Below are 18,743 nucleotides of genomic sequence, written 5' to 3'. Positions count from 1 at the left end.
GCCGCCAATCAGCTCGATCGCATGGCCGCGATTCACAGGCTAATCGGGCCGATCCGGGTGTCAGTCTTTTTTCAGTTTCTCGGCGAGCATCACGAGGATTCCGCTGGGACCTCGGAGGTAGGTGAGTTTGTAGACGTCACCGTAGGTCGCCACACCGCGTAGCGGACGGCATCCGTGCTTCGCAGCTACCTCAAGGGCCTTGTCGATGTCGTCAACCGAGAAGGCCACGCGGTGCATGCCGATGTCGTTGGGACGGGTTGGGTTCGACTCGATCGCTTTAGGATGGATGTACTCGAAGAGCTCAAGTCGACCATGACCGTCCGGGGTCTGGAGCATCGCAATCTTGGCGTGGTTGCCATCAAGTCCGACGGCAGTGTCGGTCCACTCGCCGCTGACGGTATCACGGCCGACGACGGTGAGACCGAGGTCGGTGAAAAAGGCGATTGTTGCTTCGAGGTCACGAACCGCAATACCGACGTTTTCAAGTTTGATGGCCATGCGTTGAAGCTACCAAGACGGACCGACTTGCTCCAGTGCCGGGCCGGATTATGGTCAGAGTGTCTTCGTAGTGAAGAGAGAATCGCCGTGGATTTCGTCAGGTTCTACTTGCCCGGTTTCGACAAATCCGAGTTTGGCCAGCACACGGCGTGACGCTGTGTTCCAGTCACGGACTGTAGCCCACAGGCGTCGGTAGCCCGACGCCTGCGCCCGCTGGAGGACGGTCCACGAGGCCTCGGTCGCAAACCCCTGGCGCCAGACTTCGCGGAGGAACTCGAACGCGAGTTCTGGCTCTCCAGCCCGTCCGTGCTCGTTGGGAATCAGCCCGCAGTAGCCGATGACCTGCCCCGAACTCTTTTGCTCTGCGGCCAGCAACCCAGGGAAGGGGTGTCGGCTATCACGACGGATCCGGTCCTCGATATCTTCCAGCGTGGGGTGACCATCGGGACTGATGCGACGATGCGGAGGGACGCGAGGATCGCGCTCGGTCCACAGCTCGCGCAGGACGGCGGCATCAGACACCCGCCATGGCCGCAGCAGCAGCCGATCCGTTTCGAAGACGACCTCGATCCGAGGTACTCGCGCATGGTCCACAGCGATAATTATGGATGATCGAAGGCTTTGAGCCCGCTGCGCCGGTTGCCCGCGATCTCGGAATGTCGCAAGCAACGTCGAATCCATACCCGTGACTTATGGCTCTGGTCGACTGATGTCTGCCTGAGGACCATCACAAGCATTAGGACTGTGCCTGGCTGGGGGCGTTTTCCTGCCCTGACTGCACTCCCGACCTGCAAGAAGGACCCTCATGCCGATGGTCTGGATCCGCGAAAAATCCCGCCGGTTCACGGCCGCAATCCTCGCCGTCGTGCTTACAGCCGCCCTCGGCGGCTGCGTCCCCGGGCCGAAACCGCCGGCGCCGGCGCCGCCCGATTCCGGCTACCGGGCCGTGCTCGAACAGTTCGGCAGGAGATTGCTCGACGAGGGCGCCCCGGCCGTCCTCATCCAGGTCCGCGTGGGCGGGGACGAGTGGTCCGCGGCCTACGGGGTCCGAAACCTGAACAGCCCGTCCCGGGCCGAGATAACGGACCCGGTGCACATCGGCGGGGTCACCAAGTCCATGGTGGCCGTCTGCGTGCTCAAACTGGCCGAGGAGGGCCGGCTGGAACTGGACGCGCCGGTCAGCACCTACCTGCCGGAGTTCAACAAGGTGATGCACCCGCCGGGACCGGTCACGGTCCGCCAGCTGCTGCAGCACCGCTCCGGCATGCCGTCGGTGGACGGGCCGTTGTTCGATCCGGCCACAGTGCGCGAAGCCCTGACCACCAAGGTGAGCCTGGCGGATCTACTGGCCATGGCGGGGCGGATCTCCTGGCAGGCGAAGCTGGCCCAGGGATTTGAATACTCCAACTCGAATTACATTGCCCTGGCACTGATCGTCGAGCGCCTCAGCGGCCGGCGGATCGGCGAGGTGATCAGCACCGACATCATCGAGCCGCTGGGTTTGAGTGAAACCTTGATGACGGCGGCCGGGCCGGCGCCGTCGTCCATGATCCACGGCTACATCGCGCTGGACCGCAAACAACTGGACGTCACCTATCCGGCCGCCCAGATCGACAACGCCGCGGGCGGCATGGTGTCCTCCGTGGCGGACGTGAATACGTTCTACCGCGCGCTGCTGCAGAACAAGCTGCTCAAGCCGGCGACGATCACGCAAATGGAGAGCCCGCTCTACGCCAGGTACGGACTCGGCGTGGTCCGCTGGAACGATCTGTGCACCAACGACTTCTACTACGGCCATCCCGGCGACGTGCCCGGCTACGGCACCATCACCATGACCAGCGCGGACGGAACCCGGCAGCTCACCATGGCCGTGGCCTACCCGCCGGAACCGCTCCCACGCGGGGACACCCACATTCTGCACCAAATGGAGTCCATCGCGGAGGACACCCTCAACGCCACGTGCATGACCGGGCCGACCGGGCCGCTCAACAATGCCGCAGGCAGTCCGGGCACTGCGACAATTGGCAGATGACAGCAATCATCCTCGTCTGGGACCCCGACGAATGGAACGATTGGACCTACCCGGCCGTGCTGGAAGAGGTCGCCGAAGCCGGCCGGCACCTGGCCAGCTGGGACGTCGGGACCTCTCTCGACAGCGGAGCCGGCAACGCGGCCGGCACGGACGCGTGGCTGGTGCTACAGGGCCGCCACGGACGCGGCCTGATCGGCCACGGCATCATCGTCGCGGAACGGCCGGCTCCCCGCGTCCAGGCACCGGACTCCGCGAGCGCCGCCCGGACCGGCGTACCGGCCGACTCGCCGCCCGGCGCACAGGCCGGCGCACAAGGCGCACCCCCGCTCTACATCCACGTGGACTTCGACGCCCTCCTGCCTGCCGGCGACCAGATCCCGACCGGGGTCCTCGCCGAGGCCGTGCCCGGCATCGACTGGGAAGCCCTTCACGGCCCCGCGCTGACCGTCGACCCCGCCGTCGAGCCCCTGCTCCGCGGCCTCTGGGGTGAGTTTGGCCCGGTACCGGCGGACCCCACCCAGCCCGTGCCCGGCACCATCCCGGCGGCGGCGGTCACCCGGGTCGAAGTAAACAAGTACGAACACAGTCCAGACGCCCGGCGGGTCTGCGTCGCCCACCACGGGACCAGCTGCGCCGCGTGCGGATTCTCGTTTGAAATCGCCTACGGCGAGATCGGCAAGGACTTCATCCCGGTCCACCACCTGGTCCCGGTGTCACAGCTGGGCAGCGGGTATGAACTGGACCCCATCACAGACCTCGTCCCGCTCTGCGCCAACTGCCATGCCATGGCGCACCACGGGGTACGGACCCCGCGCAGCGTCGCGGAGCTGCGCCGGATCATGGCAGCCGCCGGGTTCCTGACCGGACAGTCCGTGACCCCGGAGCAGCTCCAGGCCCAGCAGGACGCCCGGCGGATCCTGGAACAGCACTAACAGCCCTAACAGCCCTAACAGCAGGGGCAGCAGCAGCCGGCTCAGGCGGACCACACCTCGCGGAACTTGCCGCTCCGGTCCGGCCGGGGCGGCTCATCGCTAAAGCGGACGTCGACGCCGGCGGCGCCCTGGGCCGCGAAGAACGCACCCAGGCGCTCCCCCACCGCCGTCCGCACGGCCGTCGTCGCGGCATCCGGCCAGAGCTCGAGCCGCACGGTGAGCGAGCGCGGCCCGGTGCGGATCGCCTGGAACCGGCGGACGCCGGCGGTCTCCTCGATCACCGTGCCCAGCGCCAACGGCAGCACGGTGACCACATTCCCGTCCAACCCTGCACCGTCCACCACTGCCCCGTCCGGCACTGCACCGTCCAACCCTGGACCGTCCAACCTTGTGCCGTCCAACGTTGCCTTGTCGGCGGCAGCGAAGCTCAGCACGCCGCCGCTGCGGCCCTCGACCCGCAGCGTGGGAAACGGGCTGCCGCAGGCGCACGGGCCGGCAGCCAGCTGCACCCGGTCGCCCAGGTTGTACCGGATGAGTGGCTGGACCCGGTTGGCCAGGTTGGTGACCAGCACCGTGTGGGAGAGTTCGCCGGGCGGGACGGGCCGGAAGGCGTCGTCCACCGGTTCCACGATGTTCCAGTCCGCGTTGACGTGCAGCAGCCCTTGCCGGCAGCGGCTGGTCAGGGCGAGCGCCTCCGAGGCAAGGTATCGCTCAGTGACCCGGCAGCCGAGGGCCGCCTCGATCTCGGCCGCTGCGTGGGCTGCCAGGCTCTCTCCGGACGCGACCGCCAGGAGCGGATGAATCCGTAGCCGTCCCGCTTTCTGTTCGGCGGCCAGTTGCACCATGGCGCTCGGATACCCGTAAAGCACTGTCGGCTGGAAGTCGTTGAGGTCCGCCACGAGGTCCGGGAGCGGCCGGAGCACGGAGAATACGCGCACCCGGCGGGCGATGCGGGGGCTGCGCCGCCGCGCGGATTCGGTCAGCACGACGCCGGCAAAGTGGTCCCCGTCCGCGATCAGCGCCGCGGCCCGCAGTCCCCGGTGCAGGAAAGCCCGCGCCTCCTTGGCCGCCATCAGGGTCCGCCGTTCGCGGATCGGGCCCAGGAGAATGGCCACCAGCTGCGAGGTCCGGTCATGGACCAGGACCGCGGGTTCACCAGTGGACCCCGACGTCGTCACCACGAGGTACTGTCCGCGGTAGAGGCCGCCGATCCGCGACGGGTCATCGAGCAGGTCTTGCTTCAGCCCGGCGAGCGTGATGTGGGGATCGGTCACCCAGTCATCGAAGTTCTCCATGAGCTCGCGCTTGCCCACCGGAGGCAGCTCCCCTAAATACCTGCCCAGATCCTTGGCCCGGTCCGGGACCACGTCCGGGACCACGTCCGGGACGTCCCGGTACAGCCTGCGGAAGAAGGGCGAGGAGGACCGTGCGCACTCAACCAGCGCGGCGAGCCGGTCGCGCTGCCGGCGGGCGACCTCATCCTGGTTTGCCCTCCCCGCCCGCCAGATGTCCCACGCGATCCCGGCCGTCCGTGTCATCCCAAGAGGAGAGCCGCGCATCACCCATCACCCCTTCACGGGTCCGGTACCCCTGTCGTCCGCCGTTCCCCGCTCACTCAGGCAGGCGCGCTCGTCCGCCCTTCAACGCCCGCACCCTCTTCCACGCTGGCACGGCGGTGGAGGCTCCCAACAGGGGCTTTAGGCACCGGCGGGACTTGGGCGTATGCCCGGACATCGTCGAATTGCTGGACTCCCGGCCGGAAGCACCACAGACTGTGTACAACAGCTGGCTGGGCGGCGTGGGAATTCCTGCCTCCAGGCCGGCCGGGGACTACCAGCAGCATCGTTTGGGGCTTTGCTTAATTTCTTTTCCACCGCCGTGAAAGGACCTGGTTATGCCGGACTTGTCATTTTTGTATCCGCTCATTTCGATCATTCTGGGGGCGGTCGCCGTCGTCGGCGTCATCTGGGTGGCGACAAAACTGATGTGGAAAGTGGCGGAACCGAACGAGGCCCTCATCATCTCCGGGTTGACGCGCGGCACGCTGGAAACCCGTGAGGGGATGGACTTTAAGATCGTCACCGGCAAGGGGGCCCTGGTGCTGCCGGGCCTGCAGACGGTGCGGCCGCTGTCCCTGACGCTGAACGAAACCGAACTCAAGGTCTCCTGTGTGACCTCTCAGGGCATCCAGGTGATTGTCGACGGCGTGGTCATCTACAAGATCGGCGATGCCCCGCCGTTCATTGCCAACGCCGCGCGCCGGTTCCTGGGCCAGCAGCCCAAGATGGAAAGCCAGGTGTACAACGTCTTCGAAGGCCACCTGCGTTCGATCATCGGCAGCATGACGGTCGAGGAAATCATCCGCGAGCGCGACAAGCTGGCCTCCCAGGTCCGCAGCGCCAGCGGCGTGGAAATGGAGAAGCTGGGCCTCGTCGTCGACTCGCTGCAGATCAAGGACCTCCAGGACCCCACGGGCTACATCCAGAACATCGCCAAGCCGCACATTGCCATGGTCAAAATGGAGGCCCGCATCGCGGAGGCCACCCGGAACCGCGAGGCGGCGGAAAAGGAAGCGGAGGCCGAGGCCTTGATTGCCGATGCCCGGAGCTTGTCCGCCATCCGGCAGTCCGAGGCGCAGGCCAATGCCGAGCGCGCCAAGGCGAACGCGGCCCAGGCCGGGCCACTGGCCGACGCCACGGCGCGCCAGCAGGTGGTGGTCCAGGAAACCGAGGTGGCCAAGCTCGAGGCCGACCGGGAGGAACAAAAACTGCAGACCACCGTCCGCAAGCCCGCCGACGCGAGGGCCTACGCCAAGCGCACCGACGCGGAAGGCCAGAAATCCGCGGACATCAGCGCTGCCGAGGCGCTGGCCCGGCGCACCGAGCTCGAGGCCCAGGCCAACGCCCGGCGGACCGAGGTGCAGGCCCAGGCGAACGCGACGGCGGCAGCAGCCGCGGCCGGGGCCACCAAGGTCACCGGTGAGGCCGAGGCCGCCGCCACGAAGGCCCGCGGCGATGCCGCCGCCTCCGCCATCAAAGCCAAGGCGCTGGCAGAGGCAGATGGCATCAAGGCCCGCGCCGAAGCACTGGGCACCAACCAGGACGCCGTCATCTCCCAGCAGCTCGCCGAGAACATGCCGGCGATCGTGGCGGCGGCGGCCGAGCCGTTCGCGCACGTCGGCCAGATGACCGTTCTCAACGGCGGCGAAGGGGTCAACCGGATGATCGGCGGGATTTTGGCACAGGTGGGCGACTACCTCCCGGCGCTCTCCACGGCCCTCAAAAACACCCGGGATGGCGGCAAACGGCCGGCGAAGGCGCCTGAGGCGTAGGGGCGGGAATGCGCGCGGAGAGCCGGAGGACCTGATGTACTGGGATTCTGATGTACTGGGGTTCTGATGCATAAGGATGTTGACCGGAGCCTGACCGGAAAGATCGGCCGCGTCACCGGACGGATCGGCCCGGGCACCATCGGAGAGGTCATGCTGCCGGTGCGCGGCGGAACCAGTGCGTTCCACGCGCACCCCTTCGATAAGACCAGCGTTTTCGCCGTGGGCGAGCAGGTCCTGGTCATCTATTTTGAACCGCCGCAGACGGTGTTTGTGGACGAACTTCCGGATGTCCTCAAGGCCGATTGACCCTCTGGACGGTAAGAGGCGACGGGAGTATTCTGAAGTTCCGTAGCCTCTGGAGGTATTTCTGATGGAAGGCAACAAGCGTGCGCGTTGCGGTCCGGTTTCCGGCATCCGTGCCCGCTTCCCGGTCGGCAACTGGCCCGACCCGCTGTAGCTCGACTTTCGTCATGCCATCCGGCACCGCTGCTTCGTAGGGTTTGCGCCGTGGACGCATGGCCGCACTGGAGTGCGCCCACTTGAGGGCGCCCGACTAGTTCCCTGCAACCGCCCGCCTTTCCGCGCGCCCTGTGGCGTTCCCTCCTGAGTTCGCCCACCTGTTAACCCACTCTTCCCCTCCCGGCAACGCCCGCTCCCCCGCACCGCAAACCGCCGCCCGCACCGTGGAGGGGTGAGGATCGCAATCGTCGCCGAATCATTCCTGCCGCTCATGAACGGGGTCACCCACTCCATCCTGCGCGTGCTGGAGCATCTGCACGAGCGCGGGGACGAGGTGCTGGTGATCGCACCGTCCACGCAGGACACGGATGTACCGGACGAGGTCTATGGCGCCCACGTCCTCCGGCTCCCCTCGGTCCCGCTGGCCGGCTACGCGAATCTGCGGCTGGCGATGGGCGGTGTGTATCGGGTCAAGCGAATCCTTGCCGACTACGCGCCCGACGTCGTGCACCTCGCGTCCCCGTTCGTGCTCGGCTGGCGGGCAGCGCAGGCCGCCCACCAGCTCGGCATCCCCACGGTCGCCATCTACCAGACCGAGGTGCCCGGCTATGCGCGCCGCTACGGCGTCCCCTTCCTGGAGAACTGGGCCTGGAACCGGGTGGACCAGATCCATCTGCTGGCCTCGCGCACCCTGGTCCCTTCCACGTTCGCGCTCAACCAGCTCCGCGGCCGCGGCATTCCGCGCGTGGACATGTGGCGGCGCGGCGTGGACACGCAGCGGTTCAACCCCGGGAAGCGCGACGCCGGCTGGCGGGCTGCCGTGGCGCCCGGCGGCGAGCGCCTCATCGGCTACGTGGGCCGGCTGGCGGCCGAGAAGCAGGTGGAGGATCTGGCGGTGCTGGCGGATGTTCCCGGGACCCGGCTGGTGATCATCGGCGACGGGCCCCAGCGGCCCGCCCTGGAAGCTGCCCTGCCGCAGGCGGTATTCACCGGTTTCCTCGGCGGCGACCACCTCGCCCGGGCCGTGGCCTCCTTTGATCTCTTCGTCCATCCCGGCGAGTTCGAGACATTTTGCCAGACCATCCAGGAGGCCATGGCGTCCGGGGTGCCGGTGGTGGCCACGGGCCGCGGCGGCCCGCTGGACCTCGTGGAGAACTCGCGGACCGGCTGGCTGTACGAGCCCGGCGACCTCGCCGGGTTCCGTGCCCGGGTGATGGACCTGATGGGCGACGACGCCAAGCGCCGAGCGTTCGCCGCGGCCGCGCACGCCTCGGTCCAGGGCCGGACGTGGTCCGTGCTCGGCGCCGAACTCGTTGGCCACTACAAGGCCGTGATTCGAGAGTCCCAAGTGGGCCGCTCCCCCCACGTTGCCCTGTCACTTAGGGCTGCCAAACCGGGGTTTTAAGCACCCTAGGTGATAGCGCAACTGGGCGGTAAGTCCTCCGCCGCGGGCACGGATTCGGCCCCGCCCACGTGTTGACACCCTCTTGACACCCAAGGGAGGCTTCCGGCGCCTATGATTTCCCGATGGGAGGGTTCTAAATGTCTCGTTGGTGGTCTCAGGTTCGCACGGCGGTAGCCGGGTGACGGCGTCGTCGTACCCGGAGGAAGCCCCCGGCACAGTCCCAACGACAGTCCCCCAGGAAGTATCCGCCGCGGTCCCGGGCTACGGGGACCTGGTGGAATCCAGCCCCGACGCCCTGCTGGTGGTGGCCGAGGACGGGACCATCAGGATGGTCAACACCGCCGCGGAGCGCATGTTCGGGTACGTTCGCGAGGAACTCGTGGGCTCGGACCACCGCATGCTCCTGGCCGAGGGGTTCCGGAACGGCCTCGAGCGGCTGTTCTTCAACCTCCGCCGCGGCGCCCACCCCGACGGCGACGCCGCTGCCGCCGAAACTGACACTGACACTGCCCCCGTGGAGGCTTACGGGGTGCGGCGGGACGGTACGGAGTTCCAGGCCGAGGTGGCCGGATCTATTTTCTTCACCGGTACAGGCGCCCGAGACGGGACGGGTAAAGGGACCGCGAGCATGATCGCCGCGGTCCGGGACACCTCGCACCGGCCGGAGAACGATGACAGCCTCCGCGAGGCCATGTCGCTGCTGAGCGCGACGCTCGAATCCACCGCCGACGGCATCCTGGTGGTCAGCAGCGACGGCGAGATCGCCGGTGTCAACAATCAGTTCGTCACCATGTGGGGCATCCCTCGGGAGATGCTGGCCACCGGGGAGGACGAGGCGGTCATGGCCTTCGTCCTGGACCAGTTGCAGGATCCGGCCCAGTTCGTCGAGAAGGTCGAGGCCCTCTACGCCGACCCCGCGGCGGAAAGCCACGACATCCTGGAATTCCGCGACGGCCGGACTTTTGAACGCTATTCCCGCCCGCAGAAAGTCGCGGACCAGGTGGTCGGACGCGTGTGGAGCTTCCGGGATGTGACCGCGGCCAAGGTGGCCCAGGACCGGATCACCCGGGCCATGGCCGACCTCGCCGCACAGTCCGCGCAGCTGACGGCGCTGGCGTTCCGGGACGGATTGACCGGACTGTCCAACCGCCAACTGTTCAACGACCGCCTCGCAAGCGCGCTGGCGGACCAGCACGGCGGCGCCGTCGACGTCCTGCTCCTTGACCTGGACGACTTCAAGGAAGTCAACGACATCCTGGGCCACCACGCCGGGGATCAGATGCTCATTGAGGTCGGCCGGCGCCTGCGCGCGTGCGTGCGCCCGAGCGACATCGTGGCCCGGCTGGGCGGCGACGAGTTCGTGGTGCTCCTGCTCGACTCGCTGGAGCCCGAGGCGGTCGCCGCCCGGATCGTCGACTCGCTGCGCGTCCCGGTGTGGATCGACGGCACCATGCTGCGGCCCAGCCTCAGCCTGGGGCTCGCCTCGATCGGCGAGTCCGCTGTGGACGCCTCCGAGCTCCTGCGCCGTGCCGACGTCGCGATGTACGCGGCGAAGACTGCCGGGAAGAACCGGTACATGCGCTTCAAGCCGGAGATGATGAAGGCCCTCGTGGACCGCAACGACCTCGAGGCCGGCCTGCGGCGCGCCGTGGACAGCGGACAGATCGCCGTCCACTACCAGCCGATCGTCTCCGCCGGCAGCGGGACCGTGACTAAGGTCGAGGCCCTGGCCCGCTGGGTGCGCGATGGCGCGCTCGTTCCGCCCAAGCATTTCATTCCGGCGGCGGAACGCAGCGGCCTCATTGTCGAGATCGGCACCGAGGTGCTGCTTCGCGGCTGCACGGAGCTCAAGCCCTGGCTGGACGAGGACTCCACCCGGTCCCTGGCCGTGAACGTCTCCGGTGTCCAGCTGCAGCACGGGGACTTCGCCGAGCTGGTCATGGCCGTGACGGAATCCTGTGGCGTGGACCCGCGCCAGCTGATCCTGGAGGTCACGGAGAGCGTCTTCTTCGAAGACGACTGCCACGTCATCCAGCAGCTCATGACCCTGCGTGCGGCCGGCGCCCAAGTGGCGCTGGACGACTTCGGCACCGGCTTCTCCTCCCTGGGACGCCTGCAGGGCCTGCCCGTGGACACGCTGAAGATCGACCAGTCGTTTGTGTCCATGATCAACACCGGCACCGAGCAGTTGCCCATCCTGAACGCCATGATCGGGATGGCCCACGGACTGGGGCTGACCGTCACCGCGGAGGGCGTGGAAACGGCCGCCCAGGCCCGCTACCTGATGAGCCTGCACTGCGATTCCCTGCAGGGTTTCCTGTTTTCAGGCCCCCAGCCGGAGGCCACGCTCCAGCCCGCGCTGGACCGGGCGGCCCTGGCCATCGCCGCGCTGCGGGGCGATCGGGTGCCCGGCAACCGGTGACCCGCAAAGTTCCATGGCCGAGGTGCTGGACACGGGGCCGAAGGACCCTATGATTCAGTGAAACGCAATGCTCCGGGCCCTCGGCCGGGAACATCATCGCTCTATGAACTTCCGTCGCTTGGGGGCCGGTATCGTCGTGGGAACTGGATTTGGTGAAGACCTGCTGGAGCAGGGTCCTGATGCGTTCCTGCTGCTGACCGCAGACGGGACCATCGCCTTCGTGAATTCGGCCGCGGAACGGCTGTTCGGATACCCCCGCGAGGAACTCCTCGGCGTTCAGCACACCATCCTGCTCTCGGAGGAAGCCCACAGCGGCTTCCTGCGGGTCTTCGGCCGGCTGGGACGCAAAAGCCCGGCCGGAAGCCGCCCGTTCGCGGCCGCCGGACTGCACCGCGACGGTTCGGACCTCGCGCTGGAGATCACATGCTCGCTGGTGAGCGTCGACGGCGGCACGGCCATGGCGGTAGCCGTCCGCGACGCCGAGCACCGCAACGACCCCGATTCCGGCCGCCGGCTGGCCCTCTCCCTCGTGGACGCCACGCTGGAATCGACGTCGGACGGTATCGTCGTGCTCTCCAGCGAAGGCCAAATTACCGGGATCAACGACCAGTTTCTGTTGCTGTGGGGCATGCCGCCGGAACTGATCGCGGCCGAGGACCCCGATGCGCTGGTGCGGTTCATCGCGGACCAGCTGGTGGATTCCGACTCCTTCCTGCAAAAGGTTGCAGCGCTCTACGCGGACAACCTGATGCAGAGCCATGACATCCTCGAGTTCGCCGACGGCCGCACCGTGGAGCTGTACTCGCGCCCGCAGAAGGTGGCGGACGCGATCGTGGGACGGATCTGGAACTTCCGGGACATCACCCCACGCCGGCGCGCCCAGGACCAGGCCCGCCGCGCCATGGACGAACTGGCCGAGCAGGCGGGCAAGCTCAAGGAGCTCGCGTTTCAGGACCCGCTTACCGGGCTGGCCAACCGGATGCTCTTCAACGAACGGGCCGCCGCGGCACTGCTGACCCCGGAACCGGTACACGTGCTGCTCCTGGACCTGGACGACTTCAAGGAAGTCAACGACGTCCTGGGACATCATGCCGGAGACGAGATGCTGGTCGAGATTTCGCGCCGGCTCCAGAACTGCGTGGGTCCGCACGGCACCGTCGCCCGGCTGGGCGGGGACGAGTTCGTGGTCCTGCTGGTCGGCTGCCGGGACGCCGACACCGTGGCCCAGCGCGTGGTCAGCACCCTGAACGCCCCCGTCTCCATCGAGGGAACGCTCATGCGGCCCGGCCTCAGTCTGGGCGTGGCATCGCGCGACGCCGGCACCGAGACGTCGTCGGAACTGCTCCGGCAGGCGGACCTGGCCATGTACGCGGCCAAGGAGGCCGGGAAGAACTGCTATGTGCACTTCCGGCCCGAGATGCTGGCCGCGCTGCTGGAGCGCACCCAGCTCACGGCCGGGCTGCGGCGGGCGGTGGAACTGGGGCAGATCACCGTGCACTACCAGCCCGTCATCTCCAGTGACAGGCTCGAGGTGGTGCAGTTCGAGGCCCTGGCCCGCTGGGAGTGGGACGGCGAGCTGATTCCGCCGGACGAGTTCATCGAGACCGCCGAACGCAGCGGCCTGATCCGGGAAATCGGGGCCGAGGTGCTCAGGCGCAGCTGCACCGAGCTCGCCCCGTGGCTCGGGGAGGACCCGTTCCGGAGCGTGGCCGTAAACGTCTCCGGCGTGCAGCTGCAGCACCGGGACTTCGCCGAGCGCGTCCTGGACATTGCGGCGTGGAGCGGCGTGGACCCGCGCCAGCTGGTCCTGGAGGTGACCGAGAGCGTGTTCTTCGACGCCCATTCCCACGTGATCGGCCAGCTCGAGACCCTTCGTGAGGCCGGCATCCGGGTGGCCCTGGACGACTTCGGGACCGGCTATTCCTCGCTGGGCCGCCTGCAGGACCTGCCGGTGGACGTGGTGAAGATCGACAAGTCCTTCGTGTCCATGCTGCAGACCGGCGTCGAAAAGCTGCCCATCCTCACCTCCATGATCCACATGGCCCGGAGCCTGGGGCTGAAGGTCACGGCCGAGGGCATCGAGACACCGGCCCAGGCACGCTATCTCATGGACCACGGCTGCGATGCCCTGCAGGGCTTCCTCTTCTCCCGCCCGGAACCCGGGGCGGCCAGGCACCGCGCGGTCCGGAACTCGGCGGCGGCCATCGCCGACCTCGAGGGCGTGCCGCTGCCCGGGTAGCAGGGGCCGTTCGACACATTTGATTGCGGCATGATGGCCATCCCGTCCGGGGAGCCCGCACCGCATATGATTCAGTCAGCGCAGTGCGCCTGCTCTCCGCAAGGTGCCCGCTATCCGTATTCATCGCCGGGGGGCTGTTAGACATCGTGGAAGCTGGTTTCGCACAACAACTGCTGGAGTACAGCCCGGACGCACTTTTGCTGGTCGCCGAGGACGGAGCCATTTCCTTCCTCAATGCGGCCGCGGAACGGCTCTTCGGCTACCCCCGGGCGCAGCTGCTCGGCGCGGACCACAGCATGCTCCTGGCCGAGGCCTCGCGGGAGGAATTCCACGGAGTCCTGGCCGGGCTGGCCAAGGCCGCACGCCCAGGCTCCCCGTCCCCCGGCTCCCCGTTCGCCGGCTCGGGCCGCCGCGCCGACGGCACGGTACTCCCCCTTGAAATCACGTGCTCGCTGGTCCCCGCTGCGGCCGGAGCAGCCGACGCCGGAACGTCCGTGGCCCTCTCGATCCGCGGCACCGCAGGGCGGAACCCGGGCGCCGGCAGCGCCGGGCGCACCCTCAGCGGCGACTTTGCCCGCCGTCGTACTTCCGGTGCAGCGGGAGCTTCACTTTCCGGAGGTCCAGCGGCTGCCGCTCCTGCGGCGTTTGCCGAGCACGACGACGAACTCAAGGCGGGCTCGCTCCGCGACCCCTTGACGGCGCTGCCCAACGGCCCCCTCTTCAACGAGCGGCTCGCCGCGGCCCTGCGCCGCCCGGATCCGGTGGACATCCTGCTGCTGAACCTCGATGACTTCAAGCACCTCAATGACGTGCTGGGACGCTCCGCGGCCGATGAACTGCTGGTGGAGGTGGCATCCAGGCTGCGCAACTGCGTACGCCCGCATGACACGGTGGCCCGGCTCGGCGGCGACGAGTTCGCGGTGCTGCTCACCGAATGCCTCAACGCGGACGCGGTGGCCAAGCGGATCGCCGAGTCCCTCTACGCCCCCCTGCGCGTCGGCGGCTCCATGGTCCGGCCCGGCGTCAGCATGGGCCTGGCGTCAAAGTCGGGGCAGACGCTGGACGGCGCGGAACTGCTGCGGCAGGCCGACGCCGCCATGACCGCCGCAAAGGCTGCCGGGAAGAACAACTGGATGCGGTTCCGGCCGGAGATGCTGAACACCGCGGCCCACAAGGCCGACGGCGATTCCGGGCTGCGGCGCGCCGTCGAACTGGGCCAGATCTCGGTGCACTACCAGCCCGTGGTCTCTCCCGGCATCGGTTCGGTGGTGCAGTTCGAGGCGTTCGCGCGGTGGGAACGGCACGGACGGCTGGTGCCGCCGAACCAGTTCCTGCCCGTCGCGGAGCAGAGCGGCCTGATCCGCGAGATCGGCGACGAGGTCCTGCGCCGTGCCTGCGCCGAGATCCGGCCCTGGCTGGCCGGCGATCCTGCCTACAGCGTCGCCGTGAACGTCTCGGGCCTGCAGTTCCAGCACCGGGACTTCGCCGCGGACGTGCTGGCGATTGCGGCGTCCACGGGCGTTGACCCGCGCCAGCTCACGCTTGAGCTGACGGAGAGCGTGTTCTTCGACGCTTCCTCGGACGTGCTGGGCCAGCTGCGGCAGCTGCGCGGCGCCGGCGTCCGGATTGCCATGGACGACTTCGGCACCGGGTATTCCACGCTCGGCCGGCTCCAGGAACTGCCCCTGGACAAGGTCAAGATCGACCGCTCCTTCGTGGCCATGATCAAGACCGGCCAGGAACAGCTCCCGTTCTTCGCCACCATGATCAGCGCAGCGCATGCCCTCGGCCTGAAAGTCACGGCGGAAGGCATCGAGACGCCCGCGCAGGCCAAATACCTGATGGACCGCGGCTGCGACTCCCTGCAGGGCTACCTGTTCGCCAAGCCGGCCCCCGCCAGCCACCTGGCCGGGACCATGGAGAGTGCCCTGAACGCCCTGGACAAGGTCGACGCCGCGCGGTAGGCAGGCGGGCCGGCTGACGTCAGGCCGGCCGCTGGCCGTCGGGGCGGGTCGCGTTATCGCCGCCATACTCCGCCACACTCCGCCATTGGACGCAAACGGCCGCTAAGCCTCATGGCTTAGCGGCCGTTCGTGGCACTTCGTTGGATCGTCCGGGCCTGCCCCAGGTATCAGAGTCCCGGCAGGCTCCCGGCCCTAGCGCTTTTCGCAGGCAATGCCGTCGTTGTCGCGGTCGAGGTCGTATTCGCCCCAGTGACGCGCACCGCCGTCGTTGTAGCTGTACAGGGTGTTGTCGACGCGGAACGTGGTGACCGGTTTTCCGGTCGTCTTGTCGCGCGCACCCTTGCGGCCGACGCCGTGCGGGTACACCTTGTTGAGCTCCGTGCAGTTCTTGTACGACTTCGGCGCCGGCGCGGCGGTTGCCGGCACGGCCGTGGCGCTCAGGACGACGGCGGTACCCGCCAAGGACGCGATAAGCAATTTCTTCAGGCGCACGTTTAAGAGCACTCCCCCAGGTAGAAGCCCTCGGCCGCGGATCGGCGAGGGGCAGGAAAATGCTAACCCACGAATTCGGCGTTTCCGGTCAGGCTCAGGCGCCGTGATCCGGGCCCTGGTCCAGCTTGTCGAGGTCTTGGGCCACCATCGTTTCGCTGCGCTGCCACAGGGCCTTGGCCAGGCCCGCGTCGTAGGCCTGCCTGTTGGCCTTCGAGAGCGTCCGCTTGGCGTAGTAAGCGCCGGAGATCCAGTCGTGGCCAGGGGTGGCGTTGGCGAGCCACACAAGGGTGTCCGCGCCCTGGTCAGGGGTCAGCATGAAGCGCTTGAGGAAGGACTTGTAGGCCAGGCGCATGGGGCTCGTGGAGTCGGCCGCGAAGTTGGTGGCCACGCCGCCGGGGTGGAACGCCGCCGTCGAGATCCCCTCGGTGTTGTAGCGGTTGTGGAGTTCGGCGGTGAAGAGGATGTTGGCGAGTTTGGCGTTGCCGTAGGCGCGGTTGGTGGAGTAGCTCTTGGCCGCGTCGAGGTCGTCGATGTCGAACTTGGCGAAGAGCGAATTCGCGACGCTTGAGGTGTTGATGACGGTGGCCTGGCTGGCGGTCAGCACCTCGATCAGCTCGGTGGTGAGCAGGAACGGGGCCAGGTGGTTGACCTGGAAGGTTTTCTCGTGGCCGTCCACGGTGAGCTCACGGGGACCCATGATGCCGCCGGCGTTGTTCGCCAGGACGTCGATCCGCGGGTACTTTTCCTTCAGCTGCGTGGCCAGGGTCCGCACCTGGGCAAGGTCGGCGAAGTCGCTGACAAAGAATTCCGCGCCGATTTCGTTCGCGATCGCCTCGGTCTTTTGCGCGGAACGCCCGACGACGACCACACGTTCCCCCTGCCGGGCGAAGGTCCGCGCGGCGGACGCGCCGATGCCGTCGCTGGCTCCGGTGATGACGATAGTGCGCTCGGGCATTGAGGTGTCCTTAGAACGAAGCGATGGGCTGGTCTTTTGGAATCCAGCCCCGTCGAATTCTAACGAGTGCAACTGGGAGTTCGTTCCGCCGGAGCCGGGAGCTTTCCGAGACTCTGCTGGGAATCCCCCGCAGCGCCTAGATGCGCAGCGGCGACCGGAAACTCAGGGCCGTGCCGGCGTTCTGCAACTTCAGGCCGATGGCCAGCATTTCTTCGGTGGTCCGGAGCAGCGAGTAGTGACTGTAGTTGCCCTGGATAACGGTGCCCGGGACCACGGATGGTGCCACCACGAAATTGGGCACCGGAGTATCTTCGTCAAAGAGCACGAATATCGCCGTGCGTCCCGCCCGGTAGCTTTGGCTGTTCAAGATGACCGGCAGCCATTGCGAGAGCCAGGTGTCGCCCGTCGCGACGCTGCAGTCATGCATGTCATTGCAAACGTTCGGCACCACCACGGAGAAATTCGGCAGAGTGTTGTTGGCGAGGTCGCCCGCCAGCTGCCCGGCGCTCACCGTGCCCAGGGGCACATTGTTGACAGCGCATGCCGCCCTGTCCCCCGTCCCTTGGTAGTAGATTTCGGGGTTGTGCCGCTCGGCATACAGGCCGGACGCGCTCAGCCGGCAATTCGACGGCATGTCCTCCATATAGCTCTTATAGGACTGGCCGGACGTACGCACCTGCCGGAAGATATTGTCGGCCGTAATAGGCGGCAGGCCCGCGGGGTTCGAATCAGAAGTGACTCCTTGTGTGCTACCGGAGGTCATGGCCAGATAGCTCGGCAATGAGGGCAGTCCCGTGCCGGCGTCACTCCAGGTGGTCACCGAGGCGCACTGGGTGGCCTTTGTACTCATGTACGGCGCGCTGGCGTTCCCGATGACCTGGGAATAGGTCTTGTTCTCAAAAAGCACCCACATGACGTGGTCGTACTTTGCCGGCGGGGCGGTCGCCGTGCCGCACGGGTTGTCGCCGGGGGGCGGCGGCGGCGGCGGGGGCGGCGGAGGAGGTGGCGGCGGCGTCGCGTTCGTGGTGACGGTCAGTCGGGGCCGTTGCGTGGTGACGGAAGTTTCCTTGGAACTGTAAATGACGCCGTCAGAGGATGTGTTGCTGATGCGGAACGAATACGTCCCGTCACCCTTAATCGCGCTGAAGAGATCGAACTCCACAAAGGTGTTATCGGCAACAGCGCCGCGCGAAGCCACAATCGGCGTTTCCGCAACGGGTGCGTTGTTGAAGGTGATCGTGTTCTCACTCCAAGAGTTATTGAGGACCCGTCGGACTTGGCCGCCCGAGTTGGATGGATCCGTAGCGAACAGCCGGAGCTTGGCGCCGGTCACGGTACTGCCGGCGGTGCCGGTGACCGTGAGCTTGAGGAAGATCATTTCGACCGGCGAATTATCAGCCTTGAGGCCCGTCGCCGTGCGGAAATTGATAGTGGGACTGTCACGCTTCACCACGGCATCAGCCGTGGTAGAAAAGGTCAAAGTGGCGGCTTCTGCGGGGCCGGCAATAAGGGAAATTGTGGCAGTCACCAGGAAGACAACTGACGCCAGGGAAATCCCTCGGCGCCCCACAAAGGACCGGGCAAACCGATGCCCCTTAGTTGCCTTCTTGCCCAAGGCGAATCCAGGATCTACGCGCATCGCGGGACTCCTATAAGGTCCGGTCGACGCACCCTGCGCCTTAGTGGTCCGTAGGAATTCAAACCCTAGCCGGTCAAATCCTGCCCCTCAATGCGCATGACCAAAATAGCTGGCCATCTAAAGGTATTCCCAAGGTTCCACCGGTTAGGGGAATTCCCAAGGTTTTCCATGGTTCTTAGGCATATGCCAGAACTGAACGCCTTGATTCACCAGGCGCTTTTTGGGTTAAATGCGGGAGGACCCCCACCTGGTGGTGGGGGTCCTCGACCGTTAATGGTGTTCCGGCGGTGACCTACTCTCCCACACCCTCCCGGGTGCAGTACCATCGGCGCTGTGGGTCTTAGCTTCCGGGTTCGGGATGGGACCGGGCGTTTT

Annotated in this window: 14 protein-coding genes and 1 rRNA gene; 8 read left to right on the top strand and 7 right to left on the bottom strand. The window is 67.1% G+C overall.

Translation table 11 applies throughout. From position 1 onward, the window contains the following. Positions 1-60: 60 nt before the first annotated feature. Positions 61-498, bottom strand: a complete 438-nt coding sequence (locus AC1DKN_RS10255) for a VOC family protein (RefSeq protein ID WP_476871202.1) — start codon at positions 496-498, stop codon at positions 61-63. A gap of 54 nt (positions 499-552) precedes the next feature. Then, a complete protein-coding gene (locus tag AC1DKN_RS10250) occupies positions 553-1,092 on the bottom strand; it encodes a GNAT family N-acetyltransferase (RefSeq protein ID WP_476849152.1) in 540 nt (179 codons plus the stop codon). Positions 1,093-1,303: 211 nt separating this feature from the next. On the opposite strand from AC1DKN_RS10250, the gene AC1DKN_RS10245 reads away from it, so the two are divergent. Together AC1DKN_RS10245 and AC1DKN_RS10240 are read left to right on the top strand one after the other, a co-directional pair. After that, positions 1,304-2,530, top strand: coding sequence for a serine hydrolase domain-containing protein (locus AC1DKN_RS10245; RefSeq protein ID WP_476871201.1), 1,227 nt, complete (start codon positions 1,304-1,306; stop codon positions 2,528-2,530). After that, complete coding sequence (locus AC1DKN_RS10240) at positions 2,527-3,462, top strand: HNH endonuclease (RefSeq protein ID WP_476871200.1); 936 nt, start codon at positions 2,527-2,529, stop codon at positions 3,460-3,462. The genes AC1DKN_RS10245 and AC1DKN_RS10240 overlap by 4 nt, the downstream gene beginning before the upstream one ends. Positions 3,463-3,503: 41 nt before the next feature. Here the strand turns inward: AC1DKN_RS10240 and AC1DKN_RS10235 are convergent, their stop codons facing one another. Further along, entirely contained in the window at positions 3,504-5,000 is a 1,497-nt protein-coding gene (locus AC1DKN_RS10235) for a phenylacetate--CoA ligase family protein (RefSeq protein WP_476871199.1), read from the bottom strand. A gap of 356 nt (positions 5,001-5,356) precedes the next feature. On the opposite strand from AC1DKN_RS10235, the gene AC1DKN_RS10230 reads away from it, so the two are divergent. From AC1DKN_RS10230 to AC1DKN_RS10205, 6 genes are all read left to right on the top strand, one after another. Beyond that, on the top strand, positions 5,357-6,793 hold the full coding sequence (locus AC1DKN_RS10230; RefSeq protein ID WP_476859199.1) for a flotillin family protein: 1,437 nt from the start codon (positions 5,357-5,359) through the stop codon (positions 6,791-6,793). Positions 6,794-6,859: 66 nt separating this feature from the next. Next, positions 6,860-7,099: a hypothetical protein gene (locus AC1DKN_RS10225; RefSeq protein WP_143264731.1), complete on the top strand. Its 240-nt coding sequence runs from the start codon at positions 6,860-6,862 to the stop codon at positions 7,097-7,099. 385 nt (positions 7,100-7,484) lie between these two features. Further along, positions 7,485-8,657, top strand: coding sequence for a glycosyltransferase family 4 protein (locus tag AC1DKN_RS10220; RefSeq protein ID WP_476871198.1), 1,173 nt, complete (start codon positions 7,485-7,487; stop codon positions 8,655-8,657). Between the two features lie 148 nt (positions 8,658-8,805). Next, entirely contained in the window at positions 8,806-11,079 is a 2,274-nt protein-coding gene (locus AC1DKN_RS10215) for a putative bifunctional diguanylate cyclase/phosphodiesterase (protein ID WP_476871197.1), read from the top strand. 103 nt (positions 11,080-11,182) lie between these two features. Beyond that, positions 11,183-13,318, top strand: a complete 2,136-nt coding sequence (locus AC1DKN_RS10210; RefSeq protein WP_476871196.1) for a putative bifunctional diguanylate cyclase/phosphodiesterase — start codon at positions 11,183-11,185, stop codon at positions 13,316-13,318. A gap of 146 nt (positions 13,319-13,464) precedes the next feature. Continuing rightward, a complete protein-coding gene (locus AC1DKN_RS10205) occupies positions 13,465-15,282 on the top strand; it encodes a putative bifunctional diguanylate cyclase/phosphodiesterase (RefSeq protein ID WP_476871195.1) in 1,818 nt (605 codons plus the stop codon). 192 nt (positions 15,283-15,474) lie between these two features. Here AC1DKN_RS10205 and AC1DKN_RS10200 read toward each other — a convergent pair whose 3' ends face one another. The 4 genes from AC1DKN_RS10200 to rrf all read right to left on the bottom strand — a co-directional run. Then, positions 15,475-15,774, bottom strand: coding sequence for an excalibur calcium-binding domain-containing protein (locus AC1DKN_RS10200; RefSeq protein WP_476871194.1), 300 nt, complete (start codon positions 15,772-15,774; stop codon positions 15,475-15,477). 94 nt (positions 15,775-15,868) lie between these two features. Continuing rightward, positions 15,869-16,729, bottom strand: coding sequence for an SDR family NAD(P)-dependent oxidoreductase (locus AC1DKN_RS10195; protein WP_476871193.1), 861 nt, complete (start codon positions 16,727-16,729; stop codon positions 15,869-15,871). A 136-nt stretch (positions 16,730-16,865) separates the two neighbouring features. Next, complete coding sequence (locus AC1DKN_RS10190) at positions 16,866-18,344, bottom strand: CBM96 family carbohydrate-binding protein (RefSeq protein ID WP_476871192.1); 1,479 nt, start codon at positions 18,342-18,344, stop codon at positions 16,866-16,868. A gap of 303 nt (positions 18,345-18,647) precedes the next feature. Continuing rightward, positions 18,648-18,743 (bottom strand): 5S ribosomal RNA (rrf, locus tag AC1DKN_RS10185); the annotation flags it as partial.

The sequence above is a fragment of the Arthrobacter sp. 01N444 genome (assembly GCF_056399305.1).
The sequence above is the reverse complement of the archived record's forward strand: the minus strand, read 5'-3'. Positions and strand labels throughout refer to the sequence as shown.

Bases quoted from the DNA above. Each gene is read 5' to 3' on its own strand.
- AC1DKN_RS10255 (WP_476871202.1), bottom strand. From the start codon at position 498: ATGGCCATCAAACTTGAAAACGTCGGTATTGCGGTTCGTGACCTCGAA.
- AC1DKN_RS10245 (WP_476871201.1), top strand. From the start codon at position 1,304: ATGCCGATGGTCTGGATCCGCGAAAAATCCCGCCGGTTCACGGCCGCA.
- AC1DKN_RS10240 (WP_476871200.1), top strand. From the start codon at position 2,527: ATGACAGCAATCATCCTCGTCTGGGACCCCGACGAATGGAACGATTGG.
- AC1DKN_RS10235 (WP_476871199.1), bottom strand. From the start codon at position 5,000: ATGACACGGACGGCCGGGATCGCGTGGGACATCTGGCGGGCGGGGAGG.
- AC1DKN_RS10230 (WP_476859199.1), top strand. From the start codon at position 5,357: ATGCCGGACTTGTCATTTTTGTATCCGCTCATTTCGATCATTCTGGGG.
- AC1DKN_RS10225 (WP_143264731.1), top strand. From the start codon at position 6,860: ATGCATAAGGATGTTGACCGGAGCCTGACCGGAAAGATCGGCCGCGTC.
- AC1DKN_RS10210 (WP_476871196.1), top strand. From the start codon at position 11,183: ATGAACTTCCGTCGCTTGGGGGCCGGTATCGTCGTGGGAACTGGATTT.
- AC1DKN_RS10195 (WP_476871193.1), bottom strand. From the start codon at position 16,729: ATGCCCGAGCGCACTATCGTCATCACCGGAGCCAGCGACGGCATCGGC.